Origin of the sequence: Oleiphilus messinensis, assembly GCF_002162375.1 — a bacterium.
Lineage (GTDB): Bacteria > Pseudomonadota > Gammaproteobacteria > Pseudomonadales > Oleiphilaceae > Oleiphilus > Oleiphilus messinensis.
In genome coordinates this window covers 1,387,589-1,407,092 of record NZ_CP021425.1, presented here as the reverse complement: position 1 = coordinate 1,407,092, position 19,504 = coordinate 1,387,589, and the positions used below count along the sequence as shown (strand labels likewise).

The 19,504-nt window shown below is 48.4% G+C and carries 15 protein-coding genes; 2 read left to right on the top strand and 13 right to left on the bottom strand.

All coding sequences use genetic code 11. The features are described from left to right. Positions 1 to 275: 275 nt before the first annotated feature. Positions 276 to 3,161: a two-component sensor histidine kinase BarA gene (barA, locus tag OLMES_RS06125; RefSeq protein WP_087460451.1), complete on the top strand. Its 2,886-nt coding sequence runs from the start codon at positions 276 to 278 to the stop codon at positions 3,159 to 3,161. Between the two features lie 59 nt (positions 3,162 to 3,220). Here the strand turns inward: barA and pdxJ are convergent, their stop codons facing one another. The 13 genes from pdxJ to rpoE all read right to left on the bottom strand — a co-directional run bounded on the left by pdxJ (position 3,221) and on the right by rpoE (position 17,346). Then, positions 3,221 to 3,973, bottom strand: a complete 753-nt coding sequence (pdxJ, locus tag OLMES_RS06120; RefSeq protein WP_087460450.1) for a pyridoxine 5'-phosphate synthase — start codon at positions 3,971 to 3,973, stop codon at positions 3,221 to 3,223. A 147-nt stretch (positions 3,974 to 4,120) separates the two neighbouring features. After that, positions 4,121 to 4,894, bottom strand: a complete 774-nt coding sequence (gene recO, locus OLMES_RS06115) for a DNA repair protein RecO (protein ID WP_087460449.1) — start codon at positions 4,892 to 4,894, stop codon at positions 4,121 to 4,123. A 20-nt stretch (positions 4,895 to 4,914) separates the two neighbouring features. Next, positions 4,915 to 5,862: a GTPase Era gene (gene era, locus OLMES_RS06110; RefSeq protein WP_087460448.1), complete on the bottom strand. Its 948-nt coding sequence runs from the start codon at positions 5,860 to 5,862 to the stop codon at positions 4,915 to 4,917. Further along, the gene (gene rnc, locus OLMES_RS06105) at positions 5,855 to 6,544 is read right to left on the bottom strand and encodes a ribonuclease III (protein WP_087460447.1); all 690 of its coding nucleotides are present in this window, start codon (positions 6,542 to 6,544) and stop codon (positions 5,855 to 5,857) included. The genes era and rnc overlap by 8 nt, the downstream gene beginning before the upstream one ends. Positions 6,545 to 6,570: 26 nt before the next feature. Next, positions 6,571 to 6,948 carry a DUF4845 domain-containing protein gene (locus OLMES_RS06100; RefSeq protein ID WP_087460446.1) on the bottom strand — a complete coding sequence of 126 codons (378 nt, stop codon included), beginning with the start codon at positions 6,946 to 6,948 and terminating at the stop codon, positions 6,571 to 6,573. 23 nt (positions 6,949 to 6,971) lie between these two features. Continuing rightward, entirely contained in the window at positions 6,972 to 7,802 is an 831-nt protein-coding gene (gene lepB, locus OLMES_RS06095) for a signal peptidase I (protein ID WP_087460445.1), read from the bottom strand. Positions 7,803 to 7,857: 55 nt separating this feature from the next. Continuing rightward, a complete protein-coding gene (gene lepA / locus OLMES_RS06090; protein ID WP_087460444.1) occupies positions 7,858 to 9,657 on the bottom strand; it encodes a translation elongation factor 4 in 1,800 nt (599 codons plus the stop codon). 182 nt (positions 9,658 to 9,839) lie between these two features. Beyond that, positions 9,840 to 12,497 (bottom strand): bifunctional diguanylate cyclase/phosphodiesterase, encoded by a 2,658-nt coding sequence (locus OLMES_RS06085; protein WP_198343238.1) that lies wholly within the window; start codon positions 12,495 to 12,497, stop codon positions 9,840 to 9,842. Between the two features lie 315 nt (positions 12,498 to 12,812). Then, on the bottom strand, positions 12,813 to 14,213 hold the full coding sequence (locus OLMES_RS06080) for a DegQ family serine endoprotease (RefSeq protein ID WP_087460442.1): 1,401 nt from the start codon (positions 14,211 to 14,213) through the stop codon (positions 12,813 to 12,815). A 63-nt stretch (positions 14,214 to 14,276) separates the two neighbouring features. Beyond that, the gene (locus OLMES_RS06075) at positions 14,277 to 14,738 is read right to left on the bottom strand and encodes a SoxR reducing system RseC family protein (protein WP_087460441.1); all 462 of its coding nucleotides are present in this window, start codon (positions 14,736 to 14,738) and stop codon (positions 14,277 to 14,279) included. 115 nt (positions 14,739 to 14,853) lie between these two features. Further along, on the bottom strand, positions 14,854 to 15,942 hold the full coding sequence (locus OLMES_RS06070) for a MucB/RseB C-terminal domain-containing protein (RefSeq protein ID WP_198343237.1): 1,089 nt from the start codon (positions 15,940 to 15,942) through the stop codon (positions 14,854 to 14,856). A 40-nt stretch (positions 15,943 to 15,982) separates the two neighbouring features. Then, positions 15,983 to 16,714, bottom strand: a complete 732-nt coding sequence (locus tag OLMES_RS29000) for a sigma-E factor negative regulatory protein (RefSeq protein WP_157678183.1) — start codon at positions 16,712 to 16,714, stop codon at positions 15,983 to 15,985. A gap of 53 nt (positions 16,715 to 16,767) precedes the next feature. Then, positions 16,768 to 17,346, bottom strand: a complete 579-nt coding sequence (gene rpoE, locus OLMES_RS06060) for an RNA polymerase sigma factor RpoE (RefSeq protein WP_087460439.1) — start codon at positions 17,344 to 17,346, stop codon at positions 16,768 to 16,770. 539 nt (positions 17,347 to 17,885) lie between these two features. On the opposite strand from rpoE, the gene nadB reads away from it, so the two are divergent. Continuing rightward, positions 17,886 to 19,493: an L-aspartate oxidase gene (gene nadB, locus OLMES_RS06055; protein ID WP_087460438.1), complete on the top strand. Its 1,608-nt coding sequence runs from the start codon at positions 17,886 to 17,888 to the stop codon at positions 19,491 to 19,493. The last annotated feature ends 11 nt before the right edge of the window (positions 19,494 to 19,504 follow it).

The window sequence follows — 19,504 nt, the reverse complement described above, 5'->3', positions numbered from 1 at the left end:
GTAGGGTGTTCATGCAGATCCCTGCTCAGCATGATTGTGACCCATATAGTCCGGAACCCGCTTCGCACAGGTGACCATTAATGAAGTACGACGAGGCGAAGAGGCCATAACGTACAAAAGTTATCATGTACAAAAGTTATCATGTACAGAAGTCATCAGGTACAAACAGTGCTGAAATCGAGTACAGGGACAAGAGGATAGCCGATTCTGTTCCCAGCTCAAAATAACCGAATGAAATAAGTTTGTTGAAACTAAAAATATAAACGTGCACGCTTATGAAGAGATGGGGCATTAAAAACCGGGTTTTAATCCTGGCCATCTTCCCGACTGTCGCCATTGCGTTGGTATTGGGGATTGTTTTTACACAGACCCGGCTGAACAATATCGACCAGCTTTTGATCGATCGGGGGCAGTCAATCAGCCGTCAATTGGCAACGGCGTGTGAGTATGGGATTTTTACGCGCAATATCACGCTCCTCAAGTCGCTATCTAATTCAACACTTGAAGAACGTGATGTAAGAACCATTGCCGTCCTCGACTCGAAACACAATGTAATTTTGCACACAGGGCCCCGCAATCATCTGAATATCGACCGGAATAACCTCCCGAATCGCACCATTTTGCAAAAAAGCAATGACAGTTCCAGTATTTTTATTGCACCGGTATTAATGCACAGCCGCTTGATTGATGACCTCACAGAGCCGCTCAGCGAACGCAGCAATGGCCTGGCCCCGATCGGCTGGGTCAGCGTGGAACTCTCCCATAGCCATGCAAAAGTCGAGAAATATCAAACCCTGATTACCAGCACCCTGTTAATCAGCATCGGGCTGCTCATTAACGTCGTGATCGCACTCAGGATGAGCCGGGACGTCACTGACCCGATTGTACAGATTACCTCCGCGGTTACCGCATTAAAAGATGGCAACCTGAACACTCGGGTGTACACCGATGCCGGGCAGGAATTGAAAGAACTGGAATCCGGAATCAATTCCATGGCGCAATCCCTGAGCCGGGCCTATGATGAAATGCAACAAAATATCGATCAGGCCACCGAGGATTTACGGGAAACGCTGGAAACCATCGAAATCCAGAACATTGAACTCGACATTGCCCGCAAAGAAGCCCTTGAAGCCAGCCGGATTAAATCTGAATTTCTGGCGAACATGAGTCACGAGATTCGGACACCGCTCAACGGCATTTTGGGCTTCACCAATCTTTTGCTCAAAGGCCACCTTTCTCAACAACAAAAAGATCACCTCTCGACGATTCGAAAGTCATCCGAAATCCTGTTGACCATCATCAATGATATTCTCGACTTTTCCAAAATCGAAGCGGGCAAGTTAACACTGGATCAAACCCCCTTCAAACTCCGGGATATCGTCGACGATGTGTTGACCATGCTGGCCCCCGCCGCCCATCAAAAGAATCTGGACCTGGTTTCACTGGTCTACGTCGATGTGCCGGATGACATCATTGGCGATCCCTTGCGGGTCAAACAAATTATCACTAACCTGATCAATAATGCGATCAAGTTTACCCAAAGCGGCGAAGTTGTGCTGCGAGCCATGATTGAGGAAATCGACGACAATCAGGTTTCAATCAAAATAAGCGTTACGGACACCGGCGTCGGACTGTCAAGAGTTCAGCAACAATCCCTGTTCCATGCTTTCAGCCAGGCTGATGCATCCACGGCTCGACAATACGGTGGCACAGGTCTGGGGCTGGTCATATCCAAGCGTCTTGCAGAAGAAATGGGGGGCGAAATCGGACTGGATAGTGAACTTGGCCGAGGATCATCGTTCTGGTTTACACTGGTGACCGAGGTTGCTGCAAGTCCATTACCTGCACCAGCTTACGATGCCATTCGCAAGGAAAAGATCATACTGCTGGAGAACCACCCCACAACCCGCCTCGCGATCAAGCATATGCTGGATAGCTGGGATGTAAAAGTTGATGAAGCCGAATCGCCCACGGATTTGTTGAATAGAGTAGTCGAAGCCCAGGCCAATCAGGATGGGTACGCTGCCGCACTGATTGGCATCCCGAAACATTTGCTTACGAGCAATCAGATGACCACTCTGATCAGAGAGCTTGAATACAACCGGGACTGCCGAGCATTGGTCATGACACCCACCATTGATGACATGAGCCTGCCGCTGTTAAAGATGACCTCCGTGCACCTCACCAAACCCGTTAGTCGTGGGAAGCTCTATGAAAAGCTGAAAACGCTGATTCACGGTGACGAAATTATCGAACCCGAAATTGCACCCTATCCAGCAGAGGCGGACGCGGAAGGCAAAAATTCCCGTATTCCAACTATTCTGGCAGTTGATGACAACGACGCCAATCTGAAGTTGGTGAAGGCGCTGCTGGAGGAATTACAAACCAATGTGCACTGTGCCAGTAGTGGCTTTGAAGCCCTTAGCAAGGTTAAACAATGCCAGTATGACCTGATCTTTATGGATGTACAGATGCCAGGAATGGACGGCATTGAGACAACAGCCAAAATCAGGGAGACGGAACGCAGCAAGAGTAAAGGCACCCCCATCATCGCGCTTACCGCGCATGCTTTAGCGGAGGAAAAGCACAAATTGCTGAATACTGGCTTTAACGATTATCTGACGAAACCGATCAGTGAACCACAACTGGCAGATGTTATTTTCCGACGAACCGGCTTCCGCCCGACATTAAGCCGTCAAAATGGCTACAATTCGGAGAGACGACAAATCCGGCCATCAACAAAATCAACTCAGGGGCCTAGCGTCGATATAGATGCCAGCATACGATTGTCTGCCGGTAAGGCAGATTTGGCAGAAGAGCTTTTCAGTATGTTGCTTGAACACTTGATTGATGACAGTAATTCCATTCGTGAACACTTCGAGAAAAACGAAAGTGACGAGTTGCTGCATCGGGTACATAAGCTACACGGCGCTACGCGGTACTGCGGCGTACCGGAGTTACGCCACTACAGCGAAATCCTGGAAACCAAGCTCAAACGCCATGAAGATGACCTGGAAACTCATTTTCAAAACCTGATTTCAGCGATCGAACGGGTACAAAACTGGGCAGATAATAATCCGTGGCAGAAAATGTTCAGGGAATATGGTGGTAAAGGAAAAAACAACTTGGGGCATTCAGAAAGCGAGAGCAAGGCTTCTTGAAATCCAGTCCAGAATTAAACATCAGGGCACTCGACTGCCGCATCCCTGCGGCAGACAGATTAAGCAACCGTCAAACTGCTGTGGCGTGCTACCATCATAATACGCTTCATTTCTGCAACCGCATCCTTGAGGCCGACAAAAACTGCACGGGCAATAATGGCATGGCCAATATTGAGCTCATTTATACCCTGTAATTCTGCTATGGCCTGAACGTTGTGATAATGCAAGCCATGACCTGCATTGACCACAAGACCTTCCCGAAGACCGACTTCAAGCGCTTTTTTTATGCGCAGTAATTCGCGCTCACGTTCCGCTTGATGGACAGCCTCCGCATAAGCACCGGTATGCAGCTCGATCGCTTGCGCTCCAACCTCTTTCGAAGCGAGCACCTGATCCGGATCCGGGTCAATGAACAATGAGACCTCGGCACCATGACCCGATAGACGCTGACAGGCATCTGCGATCTTCAGGCGGTTGGTAATCACATCCAACCCCCCTTCAGTAGTGAGCTCTTCCCGCTTTTCCGGTACCAGACAGCAATGTTCGGGGACTACTTTTGCAGCAAAATCAAGCATGGCATCAGTAACCGCCATTTCAAGATTCATTCGGGTTTGCAGGGTCTCTTTCAACAGCAGCACATCACGATCCTGGATGTGGCGACGATCCTCCCGAGGGTGAACGGTAATACCATCCGCCCCGGCTTCTTCAGCAATCTGGGCCGCATACACCGGATCAGGGTAGCGAGTCCCCCGAGCTTGTCGTAGTGTCGCGATATGGTCAATATTAACCCCTAAGAGTATTTCACCGGACATCTTAATCTCTCCTTATTTTGCGAACAATCACGATAATTGGTATACGAGTGCTATCATTTGCGTCAGCACGCAATTTCTCGCGCATAAGCCGCCATTCTGTGCGAAAACTCTGTATCGCACCCTATTGATTTAACCTTGAGCTGGATTTCAGGGTGTCCGAATCTGATAGCGGATCAACTCCCGACTGTGCAGTCTACGCCCCCCGAGTTGAATATCCAACAACTGACGAAAAATCAATTTTGCCGCTTTTCGAGCCCCCGCCAAATCATAATTCCCAGAGCCAATGTCAAGTATATCCCGACCGGAAAATACGCGCTGGGGAACGGAGTTTCGGGCATATACGAAGCCCTCTCCACCTTGTAGAACATAGCAATGCTCAGGGTTAATCGGCTTCCCTGAGATGTCATACCGAAAATTTATGCCGTAGCCTAATTCATCCAGCAATACCGATTCGTAGTAGCGCAAGGCGTGCTCCAACGCAGATTCAGTACCTGCATCATTTCTGAATAATCGACTCAAACAATTCAGATAAGCGGCGAACACCAGAGGATGACTCTCTTGTTTGGGGAGAAGGTAAGTGGCCAGCTCATTTATATAAAGTGCACAGTAATATTGAACACCAGAGGCATCAGCTGTAAACAGCGTACTGCTGACTTGAATGAGCTGCCCTGTGGCCAAGTCTATATTTTGCGCGGGCTCGGCACCGGTCAGGATTTTCAGACCGGTACGTCCTTGCCAACTGAGCAACAAAGGCCGAAGTGGCTGAATAATACTTTTGTACTGGCTTTTGGGGCGTAAGGCCCCTTTCACCATAATCGACACAACACCGTAATTAAGCGTAAATACTTCCGCGAGCAGACTGGTTTCTTTGTAAGGACGGCTATGCAGTATGAAGGCCGGCTCATCAAATACGCGCATCATGGAGGCTGATTCAGAACAGCTCAGGGATCTTCATAGCCCAGACTACGCAGTGCACGCTCATCATCGGCCCAACCGCGCTTCACCTTGACCCAGAGATTGAGCATCACCTTACAATCAAAAATGCGCTCCATATCCAGTCGAGCATCTCGCCCAATAATTTTGAGCTGCTCCCCCTTCTGGCCGATAACGATTTTTTTCTGGCCATCACGCTCCACAAGGATCAGGGCACTGACATTGAGTAAATTGCCCTCGGCTTTGAACTCCTCAATTTCGACAGTGACGGAGTAAGGCACTTCGGCACCGAGCTGACGCATTACTTTTTCCCGCACTAGTTCCGCTGCCAGAAACCGCTCGGTTCTATCGGTAATCTGATCTTCGGGATAATAGTGAATACTTTCCGGCAATAAATTAGCGATTAATGCCTGAAGTTGCTCGACATTATGGCCGTTTTGCGCCGATATAGGGATGATGTCGCTAAAGGTCATTCGAGTAGCGTGCTTCTCCAAAACAGGAAGCAATTGCCCTTTGTTCTGAACCGCATCAATTTTGTTGACCGCAAGAATAACGGGAACTTTTAATTTCGATACGGTTTCAAGCACCATTGAATCTTCTTCAGTCCACTTGGTTCCGCTTACCAGAAAAACAATGACATCAACATCCTTCGCGGCGGTGCTGGCCGCGCGATTCATATAACGATTAATCGCTTTTTCTTGCTCTTTGTGGATTCCGGGTGTATCAACAAAAACAGTCTGTACCGGTCCATCAGTATGGATACCCACGATTTGATGACGGGTCGTTTGCGGTTTTTTGGAAGTGATGCTGATTTTCTGTCCAAGAATCCGGTTCAGCAATGTCGACTTGCCCACATTGGGGCGACCCACAATCGCAACAAAACCACATCGGGTTGGTGCGCTTCCGGCATTCGCTGTATCAGCATCCTGCTCAACGGGATCAATATCTTTATTCATGGGACGACTCAACTCCAAGGGCAATTAATGCTTTCTGTGCTGCATTCTGTTCAGCCTGCCGTCGGCTCGTTCCCTGACCTACTGTTTTATCTGACAAAGTTTGCACTGTGCATTCAACGAAAAACGTTTGAGCATGGGCTTCCCCCGTAATCGAGACCACATCATAACAGGGTAATTCAATTTGTCGGGATTGCAGGTACTCTTGTAAAAGAGTCTTGGGGTCTTTCTGAATGCCTTTATCAGAGAGTTTCTTCAAACGCACAACATACCAGTCCAGTATACGCTCCTGAACAACAGAAAACCCCGCCTCAAGGTAGATTGCGCCAATGATACCTTCAACGGCATCCGCCAGTATTGAGTCCCGGCGGAACCCTCCACTTTTCAATTCTCCGGAGCCGAGAAAAAGGTAGTCGCCAAGCTCGAACTCCCGGGCGATTTCAGCAAGCGTTGTACCTCGTACCAGACCCGCACGTTGGCGGCTCAGGTGTCCTTCCTTCAGCTTCGGGAAATTCTGATAAAGATATTCGGCGATTATAAAATTGAGCACTGAGTCGCCCAAAAATTCCAGGCGCTCATTGTTACGAGCACTATAACTGCGATGCGTTAGTGCCAATTCAAGATTCGCCTGGTCTGTAAAAACGTAGCCCAGCTTTTTTTCCAGGCGTTGATATTTATTACTCACAATTTAGCTGATGTGCCTTTGCTTGATTATTCCGCTGCAATCGGTGTTTTGAAATGGTTTTCGAAAGAAACAATCACATCAATATTTTTAAAAACATTCTCGCGAACCTCATAGTCAAGGCTAACAAACAACTCACCTCGCTCGCGGGAAATTTTGATATCCGACGCCTTAAAGCTACGAATATTATTGATCGTCAATAGCTTGCTTATCTTATTCCGAATTTCTTCATCACCGTATGATGTAATTTTGAGATCTTTCTCCAGCCCATGGATGACCGACTCAATGGTCGAGTTATCAATGTAAATGGGTATCAGTTTCAGCGCCAAAGTTAATACAACGGCTCCAAACATAAGTACAATCAGAATGACTATCGTAGATGCACCTGTTTGCCTGAATTTCTGCATAATCAATCCCTAAATTTAAATGTTTATTGAATTCCTCCAACTCTCGAAAATGAAGGAATAGAAGTTAACGACTCCCAATGCATCCAAATCGCAAACGCCTTACCGACAATCATTTCATCCGGTACAAAACCCCAAAAACGACTATCGTTACTGTTATCACGGTTATCGCCCATCACGAAATAGCTTCCCTCGGGGACAACCCACTCACCTTCGCCCACATTCTGGGGGCTGCGGGGATTACGATTTAAAGGAGCACTGGGTGCTTTATATATATTGTGCTTAACCTCGCCCAACTGTTCCTGATACATCTCAAGCCTGTTCAGCTCTCCGATAAATTCTTCACTCACGGGCTTATTATTAATATAGAGCATTTTATTCTGATAGCGTATTTTATCCCCGGGAAGCCCGATGACCCGTTTAATATAATTTGTTTTTTTATCTACCGGAGTTCGGAACACCATTACATCTCCGCGCTGGGGATCACCCAATTCGACAACTTTCGTGTTCAAAACCGGGAGGCGGATACCATAACTGAATTTATTGACCAAAATAAAATCGCCAACCTCCAAAGTCGGCAACATTGATCCGGATGGTATCTGAAAGGGTTCAACCAGAAACGAGCGCAGCACCAGTACCACTGCCAGCACCGGAAAAAAAGAGCGACACATTTCGACGAGAGCCGGCTCCTGTATTTCCAGATCTTCATCCGCACCGTGCTGTTGAATACCACCATTTTGGTTTGCGGCAATAGCAGCCCGTTTGCGAGTCGGGAAAAACAGAATACGATCCCCCAACCAGACCAAACCGGTCCCCAGAGTCAGTAAAACCAAAACAAGCGGAAAATTAATATCCATAACGCTATCTTCACCCTAATCTATTGAACATCCCTGCACCCAGGGGAGAGGAGTATCAGCTGTCGACCTTGAGCACGGCCAGAAACGCATCCTGAGGAATCTCAACTTTCCCAACCTGCTTCATCCGCTTCTTACCTTCTTTTTGTTTCTGTAACAATTTCTTCTTACGACTGACGTCACCACCGTAACACTTGGCTGTTACATTCTTGCGCAGCGCCTTGACGGTTTGTCGGGCAACGATCTGACCACCAATCGCGGCCTGTATCGCCACATCAAACATTTGTCGAGGAATCAGGTCTTTCATTTTCTCAACCAGCATACGGCCCCGGTGATGGGCATTACCCCGGTGAACAATCAAGGCCAGAGCATCTACTTTCTCGCCATTAATCAGCACGTCGAGCTTCACAAGTGAAGACGCTTCAAAACGAACAAAATGATAATCCAGTGATGCAAAGCCACGACTCACGGATTTGATACGATCAAAGAAATCCAGCACCACTTCATTCATTGGCAATTCATAACTCAAGGCAACCTGCCCACCGATAAATCGCATGTCCTTCTGGACACCACGCTTTTCAACACAAAGCGATATCACATTGCCCAAATGATCTTGCGGCACCAGAATATTCGCCTCAACGATGGGTTCCCGCATCTCATCAATCGCACCAGGGTCTGGCAGACGGGAAGGGTTATCGACTTTTACGACTTCACCGGACCGGGTCACCACTTCGTAAACTACCGTTGGCGCTGTCGTGATCAAATCCAGGTTATATTCACGCTCAAGCCGTTCCTGGATAATCTCCATATGCAGCATACCCAAAAAGCCACACCGGAAACCAAAACCAAGTGCATCCGACGTTTCAGGTTCGTAATGCAAAGAGGCATCATTCAAGGTAAGCTTTTCAAGCGCATCACGGAAATCTTCATAATCATCGGAACTAACGGGAAATAAACCGGCAAATACTTGAGGCTTTACCTTTTGAAAGCCGGGTAATTGCGGAACATCAGGGGTTTTCGCGTGGGTTATCGTATCCCCGACAGGGGCACCGTGAATATCTTTAATTCCAGCGACAACATAGCCAACTTCGCCGGCTTTCAATTCTGTTTTCGCCAGACGCTTGGGGGTAAATACACCAATATCCGTAGCCAGTTCGATCTTTCCTGTCGACTTAACCAGGATCTTATCGCCTTTGCGCAATGTCCCCTCTTTGACCCGTACGAGCGATACCACGCCAAGGTAGTTATCAAACCAGGAGTCAATGATCAATGCCTGCAGATCTGCGTCGGTATCCCCCTCTGGAGGCGGGATTTTGGCGATCAGGTCATTGAGAACATCCTCAACCCCCATACCACTTTTTGCGCTACAGGGTACGGCATCCATTGCATCGATACCGATGATGTCTTCTATTTCATGCTTGACCCGGTCGGGTTCAGCCTGGGGCAAATCCATTTTGTTCAACACTGGAACCACTTCCAGTCCCAGTTCAATCGCGGTGTAACAGTTCGCGACCGACTGCGCTTCCACGCCCTGTCCGGCATCAACCACAAGTAATGCCCCTTCACACGCTTCCAACGAGCGGGAAACCTCATAGGAAAAGTCAACGTGTCCAGGCGTATCAATAAAATTGAGTTGATACACCTCTCCATCACGTGCCTTGTAATCCAGTGTTACGCTTTGAGCTTTGATTGTAATCCCCCGCTCTCGCTCGATATCCATGGAATCCAATACCTGAGCGGACATCTCCCGATCCGAAAGCCCTCCGCAAACCTGAATAAAGCGGTCAGCCAGTGTGGATTTGCCGTGATCAATATGGGCGATGATGGAAAAATTACGAATATTTTTGAGACTACTCACAGATGGAATTCACTCGAGTTAAGCAGATAGAAGATACTTTTTTCAGCTTCTCACAATGGCAACACAAAAATTCCACGATGGAAGCGGTAAAACGGCGCAATTCTATCTAAAATCCGACAAAATGTCATTGCAAGGTGGTTAATTAATATGCCTTGTTGGCATATACAACAATTTGAGGGAAGCTAGATAAATCGTTGTCCCTGTCCTGCATACGTTGTCAGAAATGCCGCCAAGCGGGATTCCGGAAGTGGTTGGGAAAACAGATTCCCCTGAGCATACTCACACTCACTCTCGATCAGAACATTCAACTGCTCTGCGGACTCCACACCCTCGGCGATGACTGAAATATCAAGCTTTTTCGCCATGGCCACCACGCCAGATGACAGTGCAGCACAATTTTGACTGGTGAGGATTTCAGCAACTAACGAACGATCGATCTTGATCGTAGTGACCGGGTACAAGTGCATACTGCCAAGGGCACAATAGCCACTGCCAAAGTCATCCAGTGTCAGCTTAATATTACGAGATTGTAATGCCTCCATAACAGGCACAATTTGCTCTTGATAGTCGACAACAACATCAGCAGGAAATTCAAAGACCAGTTGTTCCGGTTGCACTCCAGTCGTGCTCAAAACATCATCAACTGCTTCCAGAAAACGGTGATCCAGCAGTTGCCCTTTGGTAAAGTTTACCGACACGACAAGCTCTTCGAAGGAACTTTGCAATGCCATTGCCTGAATACAAGCTTGCCGCAACACCCAGCCCCCCAAGGAATGCATCAAACCACAATCTTCCGCCACATCGAGAAATTCCTGGGCATTCAATAGCCCGCGCTCGGGATGCTGCCAGCGGAGCAGCGCTTCCACACCGACTATTTTGTGATCGTGAAGTCGCACAGTGGGTTGGTAATAAAGGGAAAATTGGTCCAGCTCTTTTGCAACGCGAAGCTCCTCCTGCATCAACATTCTGCGTGCAGCCTTCATATTGATGGCCTTGGTGAAGAACTGATAACGGTTACGCCCGAGCTCCTTGGCCCGATACATAGCCAGATCCGCGAACTTCAACAAAGTGGCAGCATCCTCACTGTCTTCGGGTATCATCGCAATACCAATACTGGTGCTGACACAGACCTCGTGCCCCTTCACCTTTATGCGCTGGCAAACCTGATTAAGAATATTCTCTGCGACCTGTGCAACAGCTTCGGGTCCTGACACCTGGGAAAGCAACACCAGAAACTCATCACCACCAAAGCGCGCAACAGAATCATCCTGACGGACACAATCCGACAACCACCGGGCAACGTGGCATAACAAAATATCACCGGAATCATGCCCCAGCGTATCATTAATTTGCTTGAATCCATCAAGATCCAGAAACAACAGGGCCGCCGGCTGCTCCCGGCGACCGATGGATTTAATACAGTGCTGTAACCGCTCTTCGAATAGCTGCCGATTGGCCAAGCCCGTGAGCGAATCATAGTAAGCCAGCTGCTTGAGCCTGGATTGAACCTCCCGAAGCTCTGAAACGTCATGAAAATTACAAACGATCCCATCCACTCCGGGAACATCTCGCATATCCGTATAGCTGCCCTCGATTTCCAGCCATTGTCCTTTGCTGTTGCGAATTCGGGTCTGAAGAAAGGCCGCATTATGGCCTTTCACCACTGATGCAAAACTACTTTGTACGGCTGGCGCATCATCCGGGTGAACAATGCCCTCCACCCCCAATTTAAGGGCTTGATCCAAGGTATAACCGAGTATGCGTTGACAGGATGGACTCAGGTACAGAGGTTTGGCCTGTGTATCAAAAATAATGGTAATATTTTTGGTATCTTCGGTAATTGCCCGGTATTTACCGGCATTAATTTGTGCCTCCAGACGTGCACGAATCAATACCAACATGAGCAAAAGCAGCAAACAACTTACGATCGTTCCTGAAACCATGACAATCAAGGGGCGCTCATCACGGGCAAGAAAGTCAAACGCGGGTGTAGTTCTGGTGACAAGTAACCAGGTTCGACCGCCATGCTCAAGCGATTGCTGGTACTCGAAGGTAAACTCATTCTCCAAAGACCCCAGATTTGAAGCGTACATAACGCGTTCGGCCTGGACTACATCCGAGTCATAGATGCGGATATCAAGGAAAGGTGAAATTAGCCCTACGATACCATCCATCAAATGATTCATGCGAAAAGCGCTGAACACAAATCCTTGCAGAGAGACTGCAGGCTGGATCGGGCTTGCCCCCGGAGCCACAACTTCGGAAAATACAGGGTAATAAAGCAAGAATCCGGGCTGCGATTCATCTATTTGCTCCTGAACCAGAACCACCTTTCCCGTCATGGCTACCCGTTTGAATTTTAGTGCTTCTTCCAGAGCTCGCCTGTGAACCGGATCCCCCATAGGATCGAACCCGTAGGCCAGAATATTCTGCCGGGTTTGAGGTTCAATATAGACGACAGGATAATATTCCGGGCGATCACCTTCGGGATGCACAAGGTAATCCACTTCTCCCGCGTTATGATAGGTTGCCAGATGGGCCTCAAGTTGATTGCGTGGTACATAGCGGGCAAACCCCACGCCTTGAATTCCGGGATAATAAAACTCAACATCCAATGATCGAATATAATCACTCCAGTCATTACGACTAATCTGCTCTGCCACCTCAAACAATCCAGCACTCCCGGCCAGAACCTGTTCGTAGTTAACCAGTCGTTCCTCTATTGCACTTTTGAGCTGTCGGGACTGATTTTCAAATGCCGCATAAGTTCTCTCATTAACCAACCCCCCTGCAAGATACCAGAGCGAAAGCGTCACCAGCATGCCAACGGAAAATACCATCCATGCCAATTTACTTTGTGGCGATTTTAAAATCGTAAATAGGGTTTCCTGATGTGTGGTCATGGACTGGACTTGTTAACGTCTGAATTAAGTTAGGTTCAACACTCAGGTCAATTGACCCTGACTTATCATTTAAACCGCAAATGAGGAGACTTGCAACTGACTCGTTACGTTAGGGAAACTGGATTAAACGGAGGGAACGACCCCGGCGCTTTCTAACTCAGTCAAACCGGGGTATGTCGAAATGAAAATACAGGCGGTAGTGAAACCGCCTCGCTCAGGTCGCACTCATAAGGTCATATGAACAAGCTCACTCTATTTCGTGATTTTAACAACCACAAAAGCAGGATTACCTTCTCGTAGTATCAAAATGGGGATCGCTTTGCCTTCAGGTAGATCTTCAACGAGCGCATTAAACGCTTTTAAATCATCAATATGCTCGCCATTTATGGAATTAATAATGTCACCGCGCCGGATCCCTGCAACACGTGCAGGCCCTGCCCCCACTTCGACAACCTGTACACCACCAGATATTGAGAGCTTTTCCTTGGTTGCAGCATTCAATTCCTGTACAACCACATTCAAAGGATTAATTTGTGAGTCATTTTGGGATGATTTACCAACTCGAGGTGCATTATCGCTCGGTAATTCACCGATTTTCACAGTCAGCTTCTTACGATCACCATTGCGGATAACAATCAACTCAGCAGATTTACCCACCGGTGTTCGCCCAACCAGATGAGGCAAATCTGAGGACAGACCAATTTCGACGCCATTATATTCGGCAATAATATCCCCGACCTTCACCCCCGCTTCTGCCGCTGGCGAATTCTCCATAACCTGGGCAACCAGTGCACCATGGGGCTTGCTTAACTCAAACGACTCGGCTAAATCCCGGCTCACTTCCTGGATAAGTACGCCCAACCAACCCCGAGTCACATAACCTTGGCCTTTTAACTGATCAACCACATGCATCGCGACGTCGATGGGAATCGCAAAGGACACGCCCATAAACCCTCCAGATCGGGTATAAATCTGGGAGTTAATCCCCACAACTTCGCCGTCAAGGTTAAACAGAGGACCACCGGAATTCCCCGGATTGATGGCCACATCGGTTTGAATAAAAGGGACATAATTTTCATTCGGCAGGCTACGCCCAAGTGCACTAACAATACCCGCAGTAACGGTATAGTCAAAGCCAAAAGGAGAGCCGATTGCGAGCACCCATTCCCCGACTTTGAGCCGGTTCGACTTGCCCAGCTGGACCACGGGCAAATCTTCAGCCTCCACTTTCAATAAAGCCAAATCAGAACGCTCATCCGCGCCGACCAGCTCTGCAACCAGTTCCCGTCGATCACTCAACCGAACAATGACCTCATCTGCACCGGAGATAACATGGTTGTTTGTAAGAATATAACCGTCTTTTGATACGATGAAACCCGATCCCATCGAATGACGCGGCATCGGTCGCTCTTCACGGCCATAAGGCGCTCCGAAAAAGTGGCGAAAGAACTCGGGGATTTGTTGTAGCTCCTCCTCCGAAAATGGTACGCGTGACTTCTTGCCAGGTTTACTGCTGGTGCTGATATTAACGACCGCTGGAGATGAATCTTCAACTAATTCGGTAAAGTCAGGTAAACTGTCAGCGTGAGCCGTACCCAGAACAAAAAAAAGCATCAGGATCCAAGCCTGAACGAGTCGATTTACTCTCTGCATAGCCAACCCTCAGTTTGTTTGCTGTTAAGATAATTTTGTATTTTGATGCCGGCCGCGTATTTTTCAACTTAAGGATTGGTAATCCGTCTGTAAGACTCTGGATTGGCGGATCAGATGAGGTTCAAATTCCTGACGGTTGGCCAGTCTGCCAGACCAAAGATGAGCGGCGCCAAGACCCGCAATTAAACCGATCAGTCCGGACACAGCGGTGATCGCTTCAGACGCTTTTGCGAGATCAGCACAAACAGCAAAAACCAGCATAAAAACGATGGGCAGAAGATAGATGAGCGCAGAGGCTTTCAACATGGCCTGCTCAGGGATACCGATTGTAACGGTGTCGCCCACTTGGCAGCCAAGATGATTTCTGACCTTAAGCTGGGTCTGTTGCCCCTGAGTCAATTCGGACAAAGCACTTTGTCCGCAAGTGGACTTCGCAGAGCAAGTGCTACAAGAGCTTTGCCTTGCAACCAGAACCCAAATCGAATTGCCGTCTACGGCAACGACTTTACCTGTTTCTTCTATCATCTTTGCCCGCTTCCTCGATCATTTTCCCGCGTCGCCTCAGGTTGCGACTTTCACCAATCCTTCCAGACGGTATCCGATACACATTATACCGGGCAATTTCGGAATAAACGACCGGTCAAGGGAGGCTAAACTCAACCTTTTCAGCAACCTTCATTGCGGTTTGTGCCGGGATTTCACCAACTACGGTAATTTGTATCGCACCTTTGGAGAGCTCCACTTTCCTGCCATAGGCGATCGTTGCCCCCACTCTGGCTCCGCCTTCAGGCATTGCATCCCTGGACCAGAGTTCAACAAAAATCGTGAACGAAGACAGCCCGTCAGAATAGGCTTGTGACCAGCCATTGGCCCGACGCTCAGAATAGGACGCCTTTCCTTCAACCTGAGTATATCCCATTGGTAACCAACCCGGTTTCCAGGATTGCAGCAGCCCTGAGGTTGGCGTGGAAGCCATTTTCCCGGTGTTGGATTTATCTTTCATCACATCAACCGTCAATGACGGTTGTAACTCCAGCTCACTGATCTGGACTGAAAGCTGCAAACTTGAAAACTGAAAACGCTCGAGCATCTCGCCCTGGGCATCCATCAAAATGGATTTCAATAACAACCCGCTACCATTTTCCAGCCACAATAAATAGCTGAAGCGGTCTTTGTCTTTCGCCATGAGCGCAACTTTGTGCGCGCCATATCCCGCCACACGATCCTCACCATAAGATGCCAACGTGTAATGCTGCTCCAATTTGATCGCATCCAAAGCGGCACTTGACAGGGGACTCAATGCTACTGACTGATTCAATCGCACCGCTTGATTATTGGGCAAATAACAGATGACTTCGTCTCCATTGCGGAGTATTTCCCCCATTTCACCGTCAAGTTGAACCAACTTTTCCTGAACAAGCCCTTCCTTCCATCGGTGCACAACTTCCAGAGAGTTCATCGTCTGTCCACGAAAATAGACCACCGTTCCGCGATAATTTTGCTCGCGGCTCGCTGTCGGTATATTCAAGATCAACTCTCGCAACTGATGCTGAGTACGTTCCCCCGAATTCGACTTGTCCCCATCGTGAAGCGCCACGGGTTCCTTGGGAACAGAGGCATGGGCTGTCAGCGGCAAAAAGGTCACCATTAAACCCAGGTTAACCGCAGCCAAAACCAACACTCCCTGATGCAAACGCCCGAATAGACTACGGCAAATCAGACGCATCATGCACGAAGTTTCCCCTGAATTTTTCACCAATACACCCATGTCAGCGACTCGATTGGCCTTCACTGTTTTTTGCTGGTGATGATTCCAGGTCATTAAAACTGGCAACCCTCGCAAAGGGAACAATAACCGGTGCAGCCCCCATCACCCCGTTTTCTGCATGACGCATTAGATAGTCATTCAATCGGTCTGCGCCTTCGGTATCCAGCAGCGCTTCACGATCATGATCGGTGTTGGCCACTGTTGCAACCGGTTGTTCAGTTTGTCTCCGCAGCTCGACCAAGGCGACATCTTCATCGGAAATTTGCAGCGCGGGATCTGACTGAACCAGTTGTTGTCCATCCGACGCGGGATTACTACCTTGCAGAGAAACCCAGGCACCAAAAACGAAGAAGAACGATATCGAAGCCGCTATCGCAGCGCCCCAATAGCCCTTTCGATGCCCAGTATTGCTGCTATGAGTAACATTCCCCGTTGCATTTGTTTCAATGACGGGAATTTGATCTGTATTCTCCTTTGCAGGATCCACGGAATTTGTGGTAAGCGCATCTTCATTTGTCACCGGCTCCATTTCCACATCAGCAATTGCAGCCGAAACCCGTTGAGACAGATCAAAAGCTTGCGAATTGGTCTGAATTAACTCGGACATTTGCTGGTAACGTTTCCACTGATGCAAGACACGATCATCACTTGAAGCCAAAACTCTACGCGTTTCTAGCTCCTCTGCTTCATTGTCAAATAATGCCGAAATAGACTCTTTCAGTCTTTCATCCATTATTAATACCTCTGGAATCACCCATTTTTAAACACTAATTTTAACTGGCTGTATCAAAGCAATGGCGCAATTGCAGTGTCAACCGCTTCCCGCGCCCGAAAGATTCTGGAGCGCACGGTTCCCACCGGACAAGCCATTATTTCGGCTATTTCCTCGTAGCTCAAACCATCAAACTCCCGCAACGCCAGTGCGACTCGAAGATCTTCAGGCAATGCAGACATCGCGCGGTGAACCGTTTGTGCCAACTCATCCCGCTGGAGTATTCGATCTGGAGATTGCACGTCTCTGAGTGCGGTATCCAATTCAAAGAATTCCGCATCACTTACATCAACATCAACCCCTGGTGGTCGTCTCCCCTTGGATACCAGGTAGTTTTTCGCGGTATTGATTGCTATCCGGTAAATCCAGGTATAAAAAGCACTATCGCCCCGAAATTGATTGAGCGCTCGATAGGCTTTGACGAACGCCTCCTGGCTAACATCCAAAACTTCTGAATGATCGGTGATAAACCGGGAGATCACACCAGCCACCTTGGCCTGGTATTTTATAACCAGCATATCAAAAGCGCGCTTATCCCCTCGCTGAACGGCTTCAACCAATTGATTATCGGTTAACTGACTTCTTTGATCCATTTCGTAGTGGCCCTTACCCCTTTCACCAGTGCGCACCTCCGGACTGGAAATATTCTCACGAGCTGACTCACCCTGCCATTCCGGTATTGAATAGACATTGTTATGGGTGGTGAGTACTTGTGCTGAACTACCACTGTGCGTCCCATACGTATCACTGCAGGGGGATGAAGATACTTTTCGTTGTCTGACGTCTCGAAGCGACAAAATCCTCGATTGCTTCATACTTATCTCGCTCTCTACCGCTGATTGAACTCACCGTGTTGCAACCAGGATAAACGCCACAATCACGCGACTCAGTCCTGATTTACAGAAATAGACAGCCAAGTAGCATATTAGTTCACCTTGATATGGAGTACATCAAAAAATAGTTTTGCGCTCATCCACACGGTGAACGGCAAAACCAAATCCGTCTTGGAGTAACATTGATGGCAAAACAACATTGATCGCAAAGCAACATTGATCGCAAAACAACATCGTTGGGTACATTTCAGTTTTTTTGCATTACAATTATGCCGAAAAAGCAGAGGAACCAATGTTCGATGGGTGCAACTTACCACCACGATGTATTAATAATCGGCAGCGGGGCCGCAGGGTTAACCGTTGCCTTGAACCTACCCGAGACCGCACGTATAGCCGTTTTGAGCAAATCAAGCTTGCTCAGCGGATCCACACTCTATGCCCAGGGCGGCATTGCCGCCGTGCTGCATGATAACGATTCGGCGAAATCCCATATTGAGGACACACTGGTCGCGGGTGCCGGGCTCTGCCATCGTAACGCCGTAAAGTTTACCGTCGAAAACAGTAAACCCGCGATAGACTGGTTACTCAAGCTTGGAGTCAGTTTTACCAAACTGGAAGACGAAAGCGACGAATATCATTTAACCAAAGAAGGTGGCCACAGCCATCGCCGAGTGATTCACGCAGCGGATGCAACCGGAAAAGCCGTATCAACAACACTCAATGATCAGGTGCGGATGCGCCCGAATATTGATGTTTTCGAAAACCGGGTTGCTATCGACCTGATTACCCATAAAAAACTGTTTCTGCCTGGAAACCGATGCATAGGTGCCTATGTGTTGAACCGGCAAACCTCTCATGTGGAATTATTTCAGGCCCGTTTTATCGTGCTGGCTACCGGGGGTGCGAGTAAGGCCTACTTATATACCAGCAACCCTGATGGCGCTACGGGCGATGGCATTGCCATGGCGTGGCGTAGCGGGTGTCGTGTCGCAAACATGGAGTTCAATCAATTCCACCCAACCTGTCTGTACCACCCTCAAGCCAAAGCCTATTTGATCACCGAAGCGGTTCGGGGAGAAGGCGGTTATCTGCTTTTGCCTAACGGAAAACGGTTTATGGAAAAGTTCGATAAACGCAAAGAACTCGCGCCCCGCGATATCGTTGCACGGGCAATAGACCATGAAATGAAACGGTTAGGCGCAGACCATTTATATCTTGATATCAGCCACAAACCCGCCGAATTTGTCAAAGAGCACTTCCCTACCATTTATGAAGGTTGCCTGAAATTCGGTATCGATATTACCAAAGACCCCATTCCGATCGTTCCTGCGGCACACTACACCTGTGGCGGCGTTGTCACTGATCTCAATGGTGCCAGTGATGTCAATCAACTCTATGTGGTTGGAGAATCCTCTTTTACCGGGCTTCATGGTGCCAATCGACTCGCCAGCAATTCTTTATTGGAATGCCTCGTATTCGCATCCGCTGTTGCCAAGGACATCGAACGCCAGTTCTATGCAATCCCGGCCCCTCCTAAAGCTCCCACCTGGGACGAATCCCTGGTGACCGACTCCGATGAAGATGTCGTACTCTCTCACAACTGGGATGAACTCAGGCGTTTTATGTGGGACTACGTCGGTATTGTTCGCACCACAAAAAGACTGCAGCGGGCCAAACACCGGGTTGATCTGCTCGCGCAAGAAATCAAAGATTACTACAGCAACTACAAGGTGACGAATGACCTGCTTGAGCTCAGGAACCTGGTTACTGTTTCCGACCTGATTATTTGCTCAGCACTGCAACGCCGGGAAAGCAGAGGGTTACACTTTACCCTGGATTACCCGGAGCAACAGAAAAAAGCGAAAGATACTGTGCTCACGCCCATCAACTTTAGTGAGCGTGAATAGCACCACGGGCA